At 40.2% G+C, this 17,770-nt stretch carries 21 protein-coding genes; 17 read left to right on the forward strand and 4 right to left on the reverse strand.

The annotated features are described in order from the left end of the window. The first annotated feature begins 132 nt into the window (after window positions 1–132). From hpsB to C6N34_RS12725, 10 genes are all read left to right on the forward strand, one after another. A complete protein-coding gene (gene hpsB / locus C6N34_RS12680; protein WP_115538682.1) occupies window positions 133–819 on the forward strand; it encodes a hormogonium polysaccharide secretion pseudopilin HpsB in 687 nt (228 codons plus the stop codon). A gap of 50 nt (window positions 820–869) precedes the next feature. Then, window positions 870–1,820, forward strand: coding sequence for a hormogonium polysaccharide secretion pseudopilin HpsC (gene hpsC, locus C6N34_RS12685; protein WP_057178414.1), 951 nt, complete (start codon window positions 870–872; stop codon window positions 1,818–1,820). A gap of 200 nt (window positions 1,821–2,020) precedes the next feature. Then, a complete protein-coding gene (locus C6N34_RS12690) occupies window positions 2,021–2,542 on the forward strand; it encodes a pilus assembly FimT family protein (protein ID WP_115538683.1) in 522 nt (173 codons plus the stop codon). 197 nt (window positions 2,543–2,739) lie between these two features. Continuing rightward, window positions 2,740–3,555 carry a hormogonium polysaccharide biosynthesis protein HpsJ gene (gene hpsJ-B, locus C6N34_RS12695; RefSeq protein ID WP_057178412.1) on the forward strand — a complete coding sequence of 272 codons (816 nt, stop codon included), beginning with the start codon at window positions 2,740–2,742 and terminating at the stop codon, window positions 3,553–3,555. A gap of 197 nt (window positions 3,556–3,752) precedes the next feature. After that, window positions 3,753–4,523, forward strand: coding sequence for a DUF502 domain-containing protein (locus tag C6N34_RS12700; RefSeq protein WP_006276374.1), 771 nt, complete (start codon window positions 3,753–3,755; stop codon window positions 4,521–4,523). A 182-nt stretch (window positions 4,524–4,705) separates the two neighbouring features. Next, a complete protein-coding gene (gene nusB, locus C6N34_RS12705) occupies window positions 4,706–5,347 on the forward strand; it encodes a transcription antitermination factor NusB (RefSeq protein ID WP_057178411.1) in 642 nt (213 codons plus the stop codon). A gap of 75 nt (window positions 5,348–5,422) precedes the next feature. Further along, entirely contained in the window at window positions 5,423–6,937 is a 1,515-nt protein-coding gene (gene ftsY / locus C6N34_RS12710; RefSeq protein ID WP_096544270.1) for a signal recognition particle-docking protein FtsY, read from the forward strand. A 281-nt stretch (window positions 6,938–7,218) separates the two neighbouring features. Continuing rightward, entirely contained in the window at window positions 7,219–8,616 is a 1,398-nt protein-coding gene (locus C6N34_RS12715; RefSeq protein WP_006276371.1) for a PP2C family protein-serine/threonine phosphatase, read from the forward strand. A gap of 30 nt (window positions 8,617–8,646) precedes the next feature. Beyond that, the gene (gene hisS / locus C6N34_RS12720; RefSeq protein ID WP_115538684.1) at window positions 8,647–10,056 is read left to right on the forward strand and encodes a histidine--tRNA ligase; all 1,410 of its coding nucleotides are present in this window, start codon (window positions 8,647–8,649) and stop codon (window positions 10,054–10,056) included. Between the two features lie 215 nt (window positions 10,057–10,271). Continuing rightward, entirely contained in the window at window positions 10,272–10,718 is a 447-nt protein-coding gene (locus C6N34_RS12725; protein WP_006276369.1) for a hypothetical protein, read from the forward strand. On the opposite strand, the gene ald is transcribed toward C6N34_RS12725, so the two are convergent. Then, window positions 10,713–11,798 carry an alanine dehydrogenase gene (ald, locus tag C6N34_RS12730; protein ID WP_006276368.1) on the reverse strand — a complete coding sequence of 362 codons (1,086 nt, stop codon included), beginning with the start codon at window positions 11,796–11,798 and terminating at the stop codon, window positions 10,713–10,715. The genes C6N34_RS12725 and ald overlap by 6 nt on opposite strands. Window positions 11,799–11,985: 187 nt before the next feature. Here ald and C6N34_RS12735 point away from each other — a divergent pair, with 187 nt between their 5' ends. Next, window positions 11,986–12,156 (forward strand): chlorophyll a/b-binding protein, encoded by a 171-nt coding sequence (locus C6N34_RS12735; protein WP_115538685.1) that lies wholly within the window; start codon window positions 11,986–11,988, stop codon window positions 12,154–12,156. 72 nt (window positions 12,157–12,228) lie between these two features. Continuing rightward, window positions 12,229–12,522, forward strand: coding sequence for a hypothetical protein (locus tag C6N34_RS12740; RefSeq protein ID WP_057178406.1), 294 nt, complete (start codon window positions 12,229–12,231; stop codon window positions 12,520–12,522). Here C6N34_RS12740 and C6N34_RS12745 read toward each other — a convergent pair. Next, complete coding sequence (locus C6N34_RS12745) at window positions 12,519–13,871, reverse strand: DUF3370 domain-containing protein (RefSeq protein WP_115538686.1); 1,353 nt, start codon at window positions 13,869–13,871, stop codon at window positions 12,519–12,521. The two genes, C6N34_RS12740 and C6N34_RS12745, sit on opposite strands and share 4 nt — an antisense overlap. A gap of 6 nt (window positions 13,872–13,877) precedes the next feature. Further along, entirely contained in the window at window positions 13,878–14,099 is a 222-nt protein-coding gene (locus tag C6N34_RS12750) for a hypothetical protein (RefSeq protein ID WP_057178404.1), read from the reverse strand. Between the two features lie 150 nt (window positions 14,100–14,249). On the opposite strand from C6N34_RS12750, the gene hisH reads away from it, so the two are divergent. Further along, window positions 14,250–14,885: an imidazole glycerol phosphate synthase subunit HisH gene (gene hisH, locus C6N34_RS12755; protein ID WP_006276363.1), complete on the forward strand. Its 636-nt coding sequence runs from the start codon at window positions 14,250–14,252 to the stop codon at window positions 14,883–14,885. A 44-nt stretch (window positions 14,886–14,929) separates the two neighbouring features. Then, on the forward strand, window positions 14,930–15,553 hold the full coding sequence (gene rsmD, locus C6N34_RS12760) for a 16S rRNA (guanine(966)-N(2))-methyltransferase RsmD (protein WP_057178403.1): 624 nt from the start codon (window positions 14,930–14,932) through the stop codon (window positions 15,551–15,553). Here rsmD and petG read toward each other — a convergent pair. Beyond that, entirely contained in the window at window positions 15,542–15,655 is a 114-nt protein-coding gene (gene petG / locus C6N34_RS12765) for a cytochrome b6-f complex subunit V (protein WP_040008399.1), read from the reverse strand. The genes rsmD and petG overlap by 12 nt on opposite strands. Window positions 15,656–15,889: 234 nt before the next feature. Here petG and C6N34_RS12770 point away from each other — a divergent pair, with 234 nt between their 5' ends. From C6N34_RS12770 to C6N34_RS12780, 3 genes are read left to right on the forward strand one after another with little or no spacing between them, the layout of a single operon-like run. Further along, window positions 15,890–16,267, forward strand: coding sequence for a c-type cytochrome (locus tag C6N34_RS12770; protein ID WP_057178402.1), 378 nt, complete (start codon window positions 15,890–15,892; stop codon window positions 16,265–16,267). A gap of 41 nt (window positions 16,268–16,308) precedes the next feature. After that, window positions 16,309–17,025: a pyridoxine 5'-phosphate synthase gene (locus tag C6N34_RS12775; RefSeq protein WP_115538687.1), complete on the forward strand. Its 717-nt coding sequence runs from the start codon at window positions 16,309–16,311 to the stop codon at window positions 17,023–17,025. 44 nt (window positions 17,026–17,069) lie between these two features. Further along, the gene (locus tag C6N34_RS12780; protein WP_057178420.1) at window positions 17,070–17,729 is read left to right on the forward strand and encodes a nuclear transport factor 2 family protein; all 660 of its coding nucleotides are present in this window, start codon (window positions 17,070–17,072) and stop codon (window positions 17,727–17,729) included. Window positions 17,730–17,770: the final 41 nt, after the last annotated feature.

The raw sequence follows: 17,770 nt of genomic DNA on the forward strand, positions 1-17,770 counted from the left end.
AGTGAAATTAAATATAAGATTAACGTAGGTTGGGTTGAGGAACGAAACCCAACACCCCCATGAGTCTCCTTACTCGACCCATTCTACAAATAATTGTGCTTCCTTAATTGTTATTAAGTTGTTTTTAAAAATATGCTGGATCATCTAAAAAAATATTTACTCTTTCCCGTAGAAGAATATGATGGTTTTACTATTTTAGAATCATTAGTTGCCATTTCAACCCTATCTTTATTATTGATGGTGATTACTCCAATATGGATTATGTCCACAGCCATCCGTATGCAATCACGGCGTGTGGAAATGGCTGCTCAAGCAGCAACATCATTTGTTAATGGGGTGAAAATTGGTTCCATTGTCACACCACAAGTAATATCTGAAATTACTCCTAGTCAACAAGCTCCCAGAAATATTTCTACCAGTCCTCAAGATTATTTGATTACCAGCTCGAAAATGCCAGCACCAACATCAGCAAATGGCTTATATTGTTATAACCAAAATGGCATAATTGGTTTTACGGAATGCCAAAATAATTCCAATAATTTGTTTTATATTCAAGCTGGTACAATTGCCACAAGTTCCAAAAATGAGAGTTATCTTTTGTCCATACGAGTTTTTAGAGCGGATATTGATTTTACTCAACAAATCCCAATTAATAAATCCACCCCATCGCCCATAACTCATAATCTTGGCGATAAACAAGTGCCACTAATACAAATGACCACAGAAATAACCAATAATAAAACCTCTTTTTACTCTCTATGTCAGCGTTTAGGTGCGATCGCACCCACCACTTATTCTAGTTCTACCCTATGTCAATAATCTCCTTCCCTACTCCCTCAAAAAATCGTTCATTCTATGGATTTACCATAATGCAACTACTCGTTGGTTTGACCATAGGAGTCATCAGTATTACTCTTTTATTGAGGTTATTAATTAATGTGATGGAAATAAACCAACAGGAACAAGCTAAAATCACTACTGGAGCAGAAATTCAAACTGCTTTGGACTATATTGCCAATGATTTAAAACAGGCAATTTATATTTATGATGCTCAGGGAATAAATGCTATTAGATCCCAATTACCCTCTACTCCTACCGGTATAGATAGGGTTCCTGTGCTGGTTTTTTGGCGACAGGAAACAATAGAAAATGTTTTGCCAGTTCCCGGAAGTTTAATTAAAGATGATGCTTTTGTTTATTCTCTGGTTGTTTACTATTTAATTAGAGATACTACTGCATCCGTATCTGAGTGGTCAAAATCAGCTCGCATTGCTAGATGGAAAATTAGAGATGGTGTTCTGGCTAATACTAGAGATTTTGATCAGATAGTTCTTTGTAATGGATATACAGGAAGAGATTATATTAAGGGTCCTAACAATAACAAAAGAGAGCAAAACCCAGAATTTTGTCCTGAACCTGGTTTTGCTGCTTTTAATCTCAATAATTCGGGTAGTTTGGAACAAATCATGAATAGTTGGAGAAAGCATAGTGCTAAATATACTAATGATCCCATAGTTTTAGTGGATTATATTGACAGCAGAATTAATAATATACCTCCTGCAGTTTGCCCCCCGAATTCTACTAACCCTAAAATTACCTGGTCAAGGGTTACTTCGTCAATTTTTAGTCATACTACCACTGGTCGGATGACTAGTTTTTATGCCTGCGTAGATAGACTAAATGTAACGGCACAAGTATTTATTCGGGGAGATGCTTTAGCTCGCATTCCTAATAATTTAAATACCAATAGTAATCAACTAAGTCACTATTTCCCCACTGTTAGTACTCAGGTTCAAGGAAAGGGTTTTTTCTATAAATAAGTAAGTTGGCGTTAAAAGACCAAACTATGTAAAGATAAATAGGATAAGTGGGTCGGTGGAATTAAATACAAGATTAATGTAGGTTGGGTTGAAGTATGAAACCCAACACCCGCAGGGGTTAACCCATCCTACAAATAATTGTGCCTTTCTACTTAGTAGTTGTTGCTAAAGTCTTTTTCTACCAAAAGGGAACAATATCTATGAATTATCAAAGCTCCAATGAAGGATTTACTTTGTGGGAAAATCTCATAGTTTTAGCGATAATTGGTATTCTATCAGCAATAGTAACACCCTCCTGGCTAAGTTTTTTGACAAACTATCGTCTCAATGTGGCCCAAGAACAAGTTTATCAAGCATTGCGTCAAGCCCAAAGTCAGGCTAAAAAAGAAAAATCTACTTGGCAAGCTAGTTTTAAACAAGAAAATGGTATAGTTAAATGGGCTGTTCACCCAATTTTAGTTCACCCTCCTAATGCGGTTTGGCATAGTTTAGATTCTGCTATTCAATTAGATCGGGAAACTACTTTACGAGAGTCTCATGGTATCAAATATATTCAATTCGATGATCTAGGAGCTATCAGAAACCCACCTTTGGGCACAGTTACCCTGTCTATGAAGTCGGGTGGAACCGCAAAACGCTGTGTTATTGTCTCCACTATTTTGGGTTCCCTCAGAACTGCTAGGGAAAATACTGTCCTCAGAAATAATGCTTACTGTTATTAGGTAAGTAGGGAGGCATGATTATTTATAGGATGGGGTGGGGGCGTTGGGTTTCGTTCCTCAACCCAACCTACGTTCTGTTATTAGGTAATACATTAAGTAATACGAGTTTCAGTTTTTAAAAACCATAACCAAGGTGATGGGCCAGTATGATCAGTATGATATATTTTATGGATGATGGTCATTAGACTTAGGAAAATATGGTTAATCGTCCTACCAACTCCAATACTTCCCTCACTCTCAAAGTAGTAGGGATAGTTTGTATTTTATCTTTTTTCATAGACTTTTTGATTTTGATGCTGGGATTCAACTTTACAGATAAAGAAGCACAAGTTGGTCTAACCACAGCATTAGTAGATCGTGGTGTTGTCCCCATGGTAGGTTTAGCAATGATTCTCATTGCCCATTGGTTGGACACCAATGACCAGGGAAAAAATCCGGGTATGGATTTTAAATTTCCTTCCCTAATACTTTCTAGCATTTTTGGTCTAATGTTTTTGTTGATTTTTCCCCTGCACCTGACAAATGTTGACCAGGTTAGCAAAGAAAAGGTTAATCAAATTGCCCAAGATGCTCAACAAGCAGAGTCTCAACTCAATACCCAGTTGGCCCAATTCCAGGGTCAGCTGAATAATGACCAGGGTCGCGCTCAATTACAACAGGCTCAACTTCAAGCGAAGGCACAAATTACTGAATTACTTAAAGATCCACAAAAATATAAACAAGCACTAGAAAACCCCCAACTTCCCCCAGAACAGAAAGAGTTACTCAAGAAACTGCAGGCCAACCCGCAAGACATAGATAAATTTATTGCCCAGCAGACCGATCCCAATGAAATTGCCAAACAAAAAATCGAGCAAATTCGCCAACGCCAAACGGAAGCGGAAAAACAAGCTAGAGAGAATGCTTGGAAGTCTGGACTAAGAATAGGAATTGGCAGTCTGTTGTTATCTATTGGTTATATTATCATTGGCTGGACTGGATTAAAAACTACATCTGGTACACGTAGGGTTTAATAAACCAAAATCTTGGGTGATCATTGGCTACGATTAACGCTAGGATTAATAATACCTCGAAAACCTGCAACAATAATTTACAGGCACTATATTCTTACGTGCCTATTTGCAGGCCTAAAGCAACTGATCATGAGAAATAAGTAATAAATCTTAAACTTAGGACTCATTTATCTGGACTGACAACAAGGATTTGTGGTATGGAAATCAATCACAAACATTCTAGTAGCCAAAAAAAGGAGAATCCGGGCTTGGTCATGGAACGGCTTAAACAGGACTTAAAAAATGACTTGATAGCTGGGTTGTTGGTGGTAATACCCCTAGCAACCACCATTTGGTTAACCATTACGATTGCCAACTGGGTAATTAACTTTCTCACCCAAATCCCTAAACAGCTTAACCCTTTTGATGGACTAAACCCCATATTAGTCAACCTATTGAACTTTTTAGTTGGTTTAGCAGTACCATTAATTAGCATCCTGTTTATTGGTCTGATGGCCCGGAATATCTTTGGCAAATGGTTGCTTGACTTTGGGGAGAGGATATTGCATGCAATTCCCTTAGCTGGTCAAGTCTACAAGACTCTCAAACAATTACTGGAGACTATACTCAAGGATTCCAATGGCAAATTCCGTCGAGTGGTGTTATTGGAATATCCTAGGAGGGGAATATGGTCTATTGGCTTTGTCACCGGTGCAATTGCCAGCGACATTCAGGCAAAATTGAGTCGTCCTATGTTGAGCATTTTTATTCCCACTACCCCTAACCCCACTACTGGTTGGTATGCAGTGGTTCCAGAAGATGAAGCAATCAATCTGACAATGTCTATAGAGGATGCGTTTAAAATCATTGTCTCCGGCGGTATAGTCGCGCCTAGTAATGGTGTAGTTATGTCCCAATTGCCCTTAACAACTCCAACATTAACCAAAGAAGGCAAAAGCCATTTGGTTGGTGTTGAACCTGATTTTTGACATACTGGTGAATCCTCAATTTATTACGGCTACATGTCAAAACCTGCTTGGTGATGATGAGTCTATGAACACAGGAACTACCGGGATAGTGGGAATTAATTTCCTGCAAAAATATCCTGGTTCTAACCTGTAATGATTGTTAATTTCTTATTCGTACCATATCTACCATATTATGTAAGATTATGCAACCTCGTAAACCCCAACAAATAGCTAGAGAACTAGCACTACTAAGTCTTAGTCAGTTGCCAGTTAATCCTAAAAAATTGCAGAAACTACCAGATGACCAACTAATGGCCAAGCTCGTTCTTGGTGCTGTCCGCACTTTAACTGCAGAAGTACAGGATACGTTGAATAGTGCTGCTGCTGAATTACAGCGCAGTAATGACCGATTATTAACTAGTCAAACCCGTGCATCCGACTTAAGTACGGCTAGAACAATGCTTCAAGAAGCCATTGGCTGCACGCAAACAGCTATTAATCAATTGGGTTTAGCTGTTGACTTCCCTGAGTTGATTCAATTAGCTAATCAAGATAAGGAAGTTCGCAATTACGCTAAGGAAATTGTGGTTACTGTTGATGAGAATCGACCTATTTTAGATCAGATTATCTCCCAGGCACTGGTAGACTGGCAAGTAACTAGACTAGCTCAAATAGATAGGGATATACTTCAAATTGCTGTGGCGGAAATGAAATTTATGGAAGTTCCTCCCAGCATTGCCATTAATGAAGCGGTAGAGCTGGCTAAACGTTATAGTGGCGATGATGGACATCGATTTATTAATGGTGTTTTACGTCGGGTCACAGATCAAAAACAACCTGCTTAATTCCATACCTTGGCGGTTCTGAGTTGTCAATCCTCCAAGGATTAAATCACAATAATCATACTTAATAAAGCTAAAATGTCATTTAATTGGTTTCGCCGTCAACATGATGATTCTTCCGCTAGTACGGAAACTCAAGTACAAAGTGAAACTTCGTCTAATCAGGAAGTGTCACCAGAATCAGTTCCGGAAACAATAATCGATCCAGCGGATCTGTTAGCCTATGCCAAAGCTGCTTATAAAAATATTCAGCAAAAACAACAGTCTCAAGATCAAGAAGGTACGACTGTAACTGATGAAGCGTCTTCAGTTACAACTAGTGAAACTTCGGAAATATCAGAAGACAGCTCTGTTATTAAAGATGAGATTCCGGTGACCAGTACGGATGTGGGTGAAGAATTGATTTCAGACACGGACCATACTCCACCGGAAGTGGGAGTTGATGGCCAGCCGCAATTATCCTTTTTAGAGAGAGCAACTGCAGATAGACAGGCTAAACAAGAGAGATTAATTGCTACTGCTGTGGAGGTTCCTGAACCAGAAACCACGGTTATGCCCAACGTTAGTATTATAGCAATTCCTGAATTAGAATTTGATGATGGCTTTGTTTGGTCAGCAGAAGTTTTAGCCGCCCAGGGTAGACGAGCAGAAGATATTTCCATAGAGGAAATTACTTGGTTGAAAAAACTGCGTCAGGGACTGGATAAGACTAGACGTAATATACTAAACCAGTTAAAAGCTATTGTTGGACAAGGTCCCTTAAATCAAGATGCAGTAGCAGAAATTGAGGGAATACTGCTACAGGCTGATGTAGGTGTTGAAGCCACTGATCTGATTATTCAGTCCCTCCAGAAAAAACTTCGCGATGAGGTTACCGCCCCCGAACAAGCAATTGCCTATCTCAAGCAAATCCTGAGGGATATGCTGGAGAAACCCCTGGAATCATCACCTAGATCGGGTTTTGCTCCAGAAAAAGATAAACTCACTATTTGGTTAATTACAGGGGTGAATGGTGCTGGTAAAACCACAACTATTGGTAAAATCGCTCACCTAGCTCAGAAATCTGGATATAACTGTTTGATTGCTGCTGCTGATACTTTCCGCGCTGCTGCTGTGGAGCAGGTCAAAGTTTGGGGAAGTAGAAGTGGTGTAGAAGTTATTGCTAACCCTGGTAAAAATACTGACCCTGCTGCTATTGTATTTGATGCGATCGCAGCTGCCCAATCACGGAAAACGGAATTACTGTTAGTAGACACAGCAGGGAGACTGCAAAACAAGAAAAACCTGATGGATGAACTGAGCAAGATTCGTCGAATTATTGACAAAAAAGCTGCTGATGCCCGTGTAGAGTCGCTGTTAGTCTTAGATTCCACCTTAGGACAAAACGGACTGCGACAAGCTGAAGTTTTTTCTCAAGCTGCTCAACTTAGTGGTGTGGTTTTAACTAAGTTAGATGGCACAGCTAAAGGGGGAGTGGCTTTAGCGGTGGTGCAACAGTTAGGTTTACCCATTAGGTTTATAGGTGCTGGGGAAGGAATTGAAGATTTACGTCCCTTCTCCAGTTATGAGTTTGTGGAAGCTCTTTTAAACTAAAAAAGAAACTTTTAAACCAAGATAGAGGGAGGTTGGAAATAAAAATTATCAAAAATAATTCTTTTTTTGGTAAAAACTGGACAACTTCTGGTATGATCTCACACTAGAACCGTTTTTTAGTCATCGGAGAGTGAGCACATACACACGATTCAAAATCTCCGCCTGGAATTTCTAGCCTAAAATACCCTAAAAGTTACATATTCGGTTATGATGCCCTTGCTAAAATGACTAATCTTAAAAGCTTGTTCATTTATTCTAAAACTTACAGAAAATAGCAGCCTGTGTCCCAATTTCCTTCTCAATCCACAGAAATCAATAGTAGTGCCACTAGAGATGTCACCCCAATGGTGGCACTAAAAGAGATTGTGGCTAGGTTACATCGGGAACAGAACAAAATTCAAGAGCTGCTGGGTTCTCTGGGATTTGCCTTGAGGAGTTTCAACAATTTAAATCAGTTCCTGGAACTGATTCCGTTTATGGCTGCTAAGGTAACGGATGCGGATGGTAGTGCCCTATTTCTGTATAAGCCCAATGGTCAAGTTACCTTAGAACAGTTACATTGGCAAGATAGTCAGCAAAGGAAAAGCATCCGTAAAGCTCTGGAAACTGCCAGTAGTCAAATTACCCTTTTCCCCAGTTCAGCGCCAGTCACAACTACTGGCATACTAGATGACCAGATGCAAATGTATTTGGGTCCGGATGTACAGGTTTTTGGTACGGCAATTATAGTTAAACACACAGAAAGGGGTTGGCTATATGTTCTAAGTCGGGATCCTGATTACAGTTGGACAGAGACCAGGCAAAAACTAGTGAGACTGGTTGCTGATCAAACTGGAGTAGCTATTGGCAATGATGAATTGTCTGTAGAGCTGCGGAAAAAAGAACTGTTGGATCAAGAACTGGAAATCGCAGCGGAGATCCAACGGAGACTTTTACCCCGTTTATGTCCTAATATTCCTGGTGCTGTCCTAGCTGCACGTTTTAAACCAGCTAATCGGGTGGGAGGAGATTATTATGATTTTATTGCCACCAATCACACCACCAATTACCCTCCCCACCATCTGAGTCAGGAAAACACCTGTTGGGCTCTAGTGATTGCGGATGTGATGGGTAAAGGTGTTCCCGCAGGTTTAATTATGACCATGTTACGAGGAATGCTCAGAGGTGAGGTACTTCATGGTAATTCAGCAGCAGGAATTTTGCAGAATTTAAACCGGGTTATGTATGCTGACTTAGAAAATTCGAACCGCTTTGTTACTATGTTCTATTCTGAATATGACCCAAAAACCCGAGTTTTGTCTTATAGTAATGCCGCCCATAACCCACCTCTGTGGTGGCATGCCAGATCCAGAACTGTGACTAGACTGGACACAATGGGTATGCTTATTGGTCTCGATGCTAACAGTCAATATGAAAATGGACAAGCTCTTTTAGAACCAGGTGACACTGTAATTTATTATACTGATGGTTTAACGGATGCTGCAGCTGCAAGTGGCGATCGCTTTAGTGAAGATAATTTCATTACTTCATTTAGTGCTGCTTGTCGGTATTGTAATGGGCCCCAAGAAATAGCGGATTATTTATTTGATAAGGTGCAGGAATTTATTGGAACTGATAAACAAAATACTGATGATATGACCCTAGTAGTTCTGCAAATTTCCCAGGATGAGGAACCATAATTAAAAGGATTAACAAAACCAGGTATAAACATGACAAGAAACGAGAAAATTAACTTTGCTACTCCCAGTGGGTTTCCCGAATTTCTCCCTGGGGAAAAGCGACTAGAATTATACTTACTAGACACCATTCGTAAAGTATTTGAGAGTTATGGTTTTACACCCATAGAAACACCAGCGGTAGAAAGGCTAGAGGTACTACAAGCCAAAGGAAATCAAGGGGATAATATCATATATGGAATTGAGCCAATTCTACCACCGAACCGCCAATTAGAAAGAGATAAATCTGGGGAAACTGGTGCGGAAGCTAGGGCTTTAAAATTCGATCAAACTGTTCCTTTAGCTGCTTATATAGCTCGTCATTTAAATGAATTAACTTTCCCCTTTGCCCGGTATCAAATGGATATGGTATTTAGAGGTGAACGGGCAAAAGATGGGCGTTTTCGACAGTTTCGTCAGTGTGACATTGATGTAGTTGGTCGAGACAAGCTAAGTTTGTTATACGATGCCCAAATGCCAGCAATTATCACAGAAATATTTGCAGCCATTAATATTGGTGATTTTGTCATTCGTATTAATAACCGCAAAATTCTCTCGGGCTTTTTTCAATCTCTGGGGATTGCCCAGGAGCAAATTAAAACTTGTATCGGTATTATTGATAACCTAGAAAAAATTGGTGAAGCTAAAGTTCAACAGGAGCTAGAAAAATCCGGTATTTCCTTAGAACAAAGCAGAAAGATAATTGAATTTATCAACATTGATGCCAATGTGGATGATGTTTTAGACAAACTCAAACATCTGGCAGTAAATTTACCCCAAGCAGAAGGATTTAACTTAGGAGTAAGTGAATTAGAAGCAGTAATTGATGGAGTGAAGAATTTAGGAGTACCCGCCCAACGTTTCTGTATTGACTTATCCATTGCGCGTGGGTTAAACTACTACACGGGAACCGTTTATGAAACCACCCTAATTGGACATGAATCCCTCGGTAGTATTTGTTCTGGTGGTAGATATGAAGAACTAGTGGGAATATTTTTGGGTGAAAAAATGCCAGGAGTAGGGATCTCCATAGGACTATCTAGACTAATTAATCGATTATTAAAAGCGGATATTCTACAGAAATTACCACCCACACCCGCTCAAGTAATGGTAGTAAATATCCAAGAAGACCTAATGCCCATTTATTTACAGGTGTCACAACAATTAAGACGAGCGGGAATTAATGTTGTCACTAACTTTGAGAAAAAACAATTAGGTAAGCAATTTCAGTTAGCAGATAAACAGGGAATTAGATTTTGTGTCATCATTGGTAGTCAGGAAGCTGCTAACGCCAAATCATGCTTAAAGGATTTGAGTACGGGAGAGCAAATAGAAGTTCCTTTCTCTAACTTAGCTAAAACCTTGCAACAAATATTACAACCTACGCTATCCCATGGGGGGTAAAACCCCTTATGGGGATAACACTGCATCCTCCATTGTCTGGCGTTGATATACTATTATAAGGATTGATTCCTTTGGCTAGGTGTCAATTATTTAATTGGATAAAAGCGATCATTTCATCATGGTAAAGTTACTATGGGGTTGTGGTCGCTTGTTTTTAGTTTTATAGTGTTTTATGGTTCTGGTCTCCCTTCTCCTGAAAAAATAACTAACTTATTATGAGCAAATTATTAAACGAATCCCTGTCTTTACAGGTTGCTCAAACTATCAAAAGTCAAGCTAAGAAACCTTTTGAAAACGCATATAAAGCATTACTAGTAACCGATGGCGCTAAATATGTTCAGGGCTTTTTAGTCTTGACCGGACACCCCTATCAACCTATAGAACATGCTTGGATAGAATTAGAGGATGTGATTATCGATCCTAGTTTTACCTATTTGCAAAGAAAAGCTGAAAATATTTGGTATTTCCCCGCACAAGTTTTAACCCTGAAGAAATTAAAAGCAATTATCGAAGAATCAGAGGAGGACTATCCAGAAGATAATCCTTTACCAATATATAGTGATGCACCCTACCAGTATTACGGTGATTTAATGTTAGGTGATCAAAATTACTTAGATGCTTATGAGGCAGCTAATGCAAAGTGTCAGGAGCTAAAGCTATAAATCGGGGAATACTTCCTGTACCGCAGGATGTAAGAGATGATGGTTTTTGATATTTAAACCTTTGGCTAAAGCTGAGTTAACCTCCAAGGCTTCCAATCCTAAGTTGGCTAGTTGTAACACGTATGGCAAAGTACTGTTGTTTAGTGCTTGTGTAGATGTCCAAGGAACAGCTCCTGGCATATTAGGGACACCATAGTGTAGAACACCTTCATCAACATACACTGGGTTGCTGTGAGATGTGGGGTATAGAGTTTCCACACATCCACCCTGGTCTACAGCTACATCCACAATTACAGACCCAGAACGCATTTGTTTGACCAAGTTCCGAGGAACTAAAATTGGGGCTTTTTTTCCTGGGATTAACACTGCACCAATTAGCAAATCAGCTTCTCTAACAACTGCTTCTACTTGAGCAGAATTGCTGTAGAGCAGTTCCACTCTAGAGCCAAATAGGGTTTCTAAATAGGAGAGTCGCTCCACATTTACATCTAAAATTTGTACCCCAGCGCCCATACCCACAGCAATTTTAGCAGCTTCTGTCCCTACTACACCACCGCCTAAAATTACCACTTTACCGGGTTTAACTCCGGGAACACCCCCCAAAAGCACTCCTCTCCCCCCCTGTTGACTTTCCAAAAACCTGGCACCAAATTGTACTGCTAATCTTCCTGCAATAATACTCATTGGTGTCAGTAAGGGGAGTCTATTAGCACCCACCTGCTCCACGGTTTCGTAAGCAATTGCACAAGTTCCCGAATCTATCAAGTGTTCTGTTAGTTCCCTGTTAGCAGCTAAATGTAAATAGGTAAACAGTAGTAAATCCTTTCGTAAAAATTGGTACTCACTTTTTAATGGCTCTTTGACCTTAACAACTAGATCTTGATGCCATGCTGACTCCGCAGATGCTACTATTTTTCCCCCTGCTGCTAGGTAATCTTCATCTGTAAAGCCCGCATGACAACCAGCCATAGTTTCGACAAATACACTATGGTTATTCTCAGTTAAAACACGTACACTAGCAGGGGTTAACCCTACGCGAAATTCCTGATCTTTAGTTTCTTTAGGAACACCGATTTGCATTTATAACCTCTAATTATAGTTGGTTGACTTATAGATTGCAGCATTCCTCCCATTAGTTCCGTATTGGATTAATCAAAATTCCCAAATTGCATCACGCATCTATTTTGGTTGATTTATTCCTAATGGCAATATAATTTAGGAGTATAATTTATAAAACAACATCATTGACACCAAGGAGCTTTTGATTATGACAGAACCACAACCAACCATCACCCCTAAATTGGAAGAACCCAAGTTTGGTTTCAATGAGTATGCTGAACGATTAAATGGAAGAGCAGCAATGATTGGTTTTATTTTAATGGTAGTGATTGAGTATGTGACTAATCAAGGTATGTTAGCTTGGTTAGGCTTGAAATAGTTAGCCGTTCTAGCTGGGGAAATGGGGACGGTCCATTAATAATTTAGAGTAACACCGGGAAAGTAAGCTGTTATGAACGCTATATTACCTCAATTTTTGAAGTCATTCTATAGAAAAGATCCCATCATTAGTGTGTTAATCACCATGGGTATTATGGATGCACTTATTGGTGGACTGGATGATAGTTGGTCATTATTTGCTTTTGGTTTAGGGACAACAGGAGTAGCTTTGGGTTTGAAACTGGCTTCTAAATTGTCGCGTTCAACTCGGGAGGAAGAAAGGACCTTCCAATATTACCTACCACCCACTTCCTCCAGCTCCTCATTGCCAATTATAAAAGCAACTAAAAATAAACCACACTACTAGTTTTGTGTTGACAAGGTTAATACCTGTGGGGGAGATGCATCCGGGGGATAAAGAAAATCCACATCCACTAAGGAAGAAGCTCCCGGTTTAATGTTTACAGATATGAGAGGAACTCCGACTTGACCTCTGGTTTGAACTAAATGCACGAATTTGGTTGCAGGTTGACCCTTTTCGTTTTGATAGCGTATGCGCACGGTCCCCCTAAAAAAAACTTGCCGTTGGGGAGTAGTAAAAAAGCGTAAACCGGGATTTGTGAGCTGATTTTCTTTAATCGGTGTTTGTAAAGCTAGGGTGACATTCTGTTGGGTGGTGGAGTTATTCCACAGAGGTAGTCTTAAACTATATTGAATGCCATAGTTACCGTGGGCAAAATAAGCAGTGTCAGCATACCTAACTAACATGGGTGCACTTTGAATTTGCCCTGTGCCTAATGTGCCACCATGTAGCGTACTTAAAACATAAGAAAAAGCCCGACCTGGTTGGGGAATGGTTAGATATGCGCTCTGGGGAGTGTCTGCTAGGAATCCTCGCCATTGGGAACCACGAGCAACTCCTGCAACCCTACCATAAATGGTTGGTTTAGCAGTTCCCTCAATGGGGGTGGGAACTTTATCCCTAGGAGTGGATAAATCCCCATTATTGAGTAAATCTTCCCATTCCGCTTGGTTTGGAGCCCGTTCACTACCATCAGCATTTAATTTAGCAAACATGGCTAAACTGGCAGCATAAACAGTTTCATTACTCCATAATCGCATATAAGTTGAACGTCCATTGAGGGGGGGTGTCAGTCCCCTCGTGGGAATTGGTAAATTTAATAAAATTCGACTTTCCCCTGGGGGAATGATGATTTGAGGGGGGAATTTTTCTTGTCGTTTCCCTCTTAATATGTCAGACATTACCCGACTACCAGGACCTGCAAAAACCATTCCAGAGTAGTTAGGAAGTAAAGATTCTAAGGGAATGAAGGGTGCATCGGGCTGACTTAAATAACTAGCAGCGTGCAGTATGTTGACAGTGGCGATCTTTTGACTAGGGTTATGTAAAATTATAGCGTGATACAGGGAACGTAGGTTTTCTGGTGGATCCGCTTTAGCCACGTGATGGGAAAAAACATCAAATCGCCCACGAAATGGGAAATTTAAATGGGCCTTGGGATTTTTTTTGTCTTGCGGGGGAAAAGTAGAAAGTAAAATTCCTTCTCTTAACACCAGTTCGGGACTATTGCTATTAAGAACTGGAACGTCATCTAAACTTCCTGGTAAAGACCGCACTTGTTGATTTTGTATCACCTCTGGTGATGCGATGGGATTTGCTTGGGCAAGGATCAGATCCGGTAATACTAACAACATAAGAAACTAGAAAACCAGCAGCAATAGTACAATAACTACACAATTATCTCCCAAATAATTGGATAAATCAATAGTACAATAATAGTACAAACCTGGTCCAAATAATCCTAAATAATAATATCCCTTGATTTGAGTTGATTGATTTTGGAGAGAATACACAGAAGTAGCCAGAACAATATCTACAGGTAATAGCTGCCAAAAAGTGAAATTATCGGCAAAACCAGCCATATTGGCTAGTTAAAGTAAGAACTGGTGGCGCAGAAGGATTTTTCTAGCCAACTGTCAAAAGAAGTTAATAATATTTTTTCCCACATAACAAATATTATCTAGAATTAGAATATAAATGTTTTCCCGAACCAATTTACAAGGAGTCACTAAATGCCAGTCGTTGCAGTCGTGGATTACGATATGGGAAATTTACACTCGGTCTGCAAAGCTTTGGAAAAAGCTGGAGCAATTGCCAGGGTAACTGCTTGTGGCAAGGAATTAGCTCGAGCAGATGCTATAGTTTTACCAGGGGTAGGAGCTTTTGATCCGGCTATGCAAAATTTGCGCTCCCGCAATTTAGAACAGCCTATAAAAGATATCGTCACCTCCGGGAAACCTTTCTTGGGTATTTGTTTAGGACTGCAAATTCTATTTGAATCCAGTGCAGAGGGAAACGAACCAGGACTGGGAATTATTCGAGGAAAGGTACGACGATTCCGCCCAGAAGCTGGTATTGCTATCCCTCAGATGGGTTGGAATCAACTACAACTGACCCAACCTAAAAGCATTTTGTGGGAACACTTGCCATCTCAACCCTGGGTCTATTTTGTCCACTCCTACTATGTTGATCCCCTTGAACCAGAAGTTCAGTCCGCAACGGTTACCCACGGTAGTCAAACTGTCACCGCTGCGATCGCTCGAGAAAATCTTCTGGCGGTTCAATTCCACCCGGAAAAATCCTCTAATATTGGATTGCAGGTTATGTCAAATTTTGTCGCTCAAGTTCGTGAAAAAATTCCTGCTTAATAAAAATTAACAATAAAGACCAAATTAGTAATAATGCCTTGTCAATGAGCTTGAGAATTTACGGGAATCGTCTGTTGAAAACTTTGCCAGGAAAAAACACTAGACCCACTAGTGGAAGAGTGCGCGAAGCAGTTTTTAATATTTGGCAGGGAAAGATTGACCAGTGTTGCTGGTTAGATCTATGTGCTGGCAGTGGTTCTATGGGTGCAGAGGCTTTATGTAGAGGCGCTAAGTTAGTTGTGGGTATTGAAAAGTCTAGTCACGCCTGTGCAGTTATTCAAGAAAACTGGCAACATCTGGTTGCTGAACAGCAGGTATTTCATATTCTGCGAGGAGATGTTCTTCAACAGTTAAAAAAACTATCGGGTCAAACATTTGATCGGATATACTTTGACCCCCCCTACGCAAGTAATTTATATGACCAAGTTTTAAATGCGATCGCAGGATTTAAACTTTTACATAAACATGGAGAAATAGCAGTGGAACATAGCAGTGATTTTAAAGTGCCAATAATACCTATATGGCAGGTTATTCGCCAGAGGAATTATGGTAACACATCATTAACTTTTTATAGCTGTAGAGAAGAGTCTAAAAGTGATGGGGTAGTGTATTATGATATCTCCCCATCACTGGGAACTCACATCAGTTGTGAGGGATTAACCACCTAATCCACTAGGTCGTTTGTACTGCCTGTAAGCAGCATAAAAAAGTCCGCTCAGGGTGACGAAAATCAAACCCAGAACAATTCCGGAAAGTAGGGGTTCAACCACTATAAATCTCCTCTTGAGAAATATTCAAATTAGCTTCTTTTCTGATTTTACCGAAAAACTGGTTAAAACACAGTTCTTGGTGATCGGAGTTATGGATAGGTTTTAATTACCAGATATGAATGAAAGTTTTTTGTCATAATTTAGGTGGTAAGGATTGGGAGTGAAATAAAGCTCCCAAGGGCCGATAAATGATCACTGATCACAGTTTTGTGTAAACCTAGACCTGAAAAACTTTTGGATAAGCAGCTAACAAAAACCGAGATTACCGTTCACTGGATACCCTTATTGGCTTTAGTGATAATAATTGTTATTCCTATAACTATTTTTACGGTTGATATAGTAGTAAATATATCAGATCCTTATGTAAAAAATGTGCTATCTCTAGTAGGAGATCCAGCACGAGGAGAAGCCATTTTTCGAACCAATTGTGCTGGTTGTCACGGTTGGCAAGGAAGTGGACTGGTGGGTCCGAGCTTAAAAGAGGTGTCTAAGCGCAAGTCCACCTATGGCTTGATTCACCAAGTAATTAGTGGGGAAACGCCCCCCATGCCTAAGTTTCAGCCTGGTTTCCAGGAAATGGCAGATCTGTTAAGTTATTTAGAAGCTATTTAAAACAATTTTGATGATTAAGCGTAAAATAAGGGAGACTACAAATGCCTACACTGGGTGTAAATATTGATCATATAGCTACCATTCGTCAAGCCAGACGCACGATTGAACCAGATCCCATAGTTGCGGCGATGCTGGCGGAGTTAGGGGGTGCAGATGGGATTACGGCCCATTTAAGGGAGGATAGAAGACATATTCAAGATAGAGATGTGCGGTTATTAAGAGAAACGGTGAGAACCCACCTAAATTTAGAAATGGCCGCCACTGATGAAATGTTAGCCATAGCTTTAGACATCAAACCAGATTATGTCACCCTAGTTCCGGAAAAACGTGAGGAAATCACCACGGAAGGTGGCTTGGATATTCTGGGACAGATTGCTAGAATAGGAATGATAGTGGACAAATTGCAAAGTGCTAACATTCCGGTGAGTTTATTTATCGATGCTGAACCTGCACAAATTGCGGCTACTGTCAAGGTGCAGGCGAAGTTTATTGAACTACACACAGGAAAATATGCCGAAGCTAAAGATGAAACTACTCGTCACCAAGAACTGGCTTTGTTAGCCAAGGGATGCGAGCAGGCGATTGCTGCTGGTTTACGTGTTAATGCTGGTCATGGACTCACATATTGGAATGTGTTCCCTGTAGCAGCACTTCCAGGGATGGAGGAGTTAAATATTGGTCATACTATTATTAGTCGAGCTGCATTAGTGGGAATGGAAAGAGCAGTACGAGAAATGAAACAGGCCATGGGGAGTTAACTGTGTTATCCAGCTTAAAGTCAAATTTATTGCGCAAGGAACTTATGACTTCCAAAGTATCCAATAACTTACCTCTTTGGTTACAAGAACGGGACACAGTAATTGAACATAGTGCGAACGTACAGTGGCGCTATCAAACACCTCCAGACTATACCCGCTCAAAAGAAAATTTGGCGAAAGAAAGCGTCTGTAATCACCTAGAAGGCTCCCTAGAGGCTATTGTACAGAACCTAGTGCGAACTTTTGAGATGGAGGCTTCTTTTAAGAGCAACCATCAAGAATGGTTATCAGTAGTGAAGGACAAGTTTCGGGTTATTACCAATGGAGGTAAAGAATTTACAGCAGCAGATGTGTCTATTCAAGGAACTTATAATACATTTATGGGTGATTCTGAACATTACACAGCCTCCCAAGAAACCTTTGAATCCTCAGCTAAATTGTTTCAAACCACATTTCCCCAAGGTTTTCCCTGGGAACTGCTGGAAGTGTACTCAGGTCCACCAAAGGTGGCATTTAAGTGGAGACACTGGGGACATTTTCGGGGTGCGTATAAGGATTTTGCTCCCACAGGGGAAACTGTGGAAATTATCGGGGTGAGCATAGCTCATGTAACTGATGATTTAAAGATTATTTCCTTAGAACACTATTTTGACAACAACCTGTTCCTGCAAAAACTCACATCAGGTGGTAAGATCAACACATAATTGTCCAGAAATTGTCGAACAGTAGCCAACCCTAAAACCTA

The sequence above is a fragment of the Cylindrospermopsis raciborskii Cr2010 genome, assembly GCF_003367075.2.
Classification (GTDB): Bacteria; Cyanobacteriota; Cyanobacteriia; order Cyanobacteriales; family Nostocaceae; genus Raphidiopsis; species Raphidiopsis raciborskii.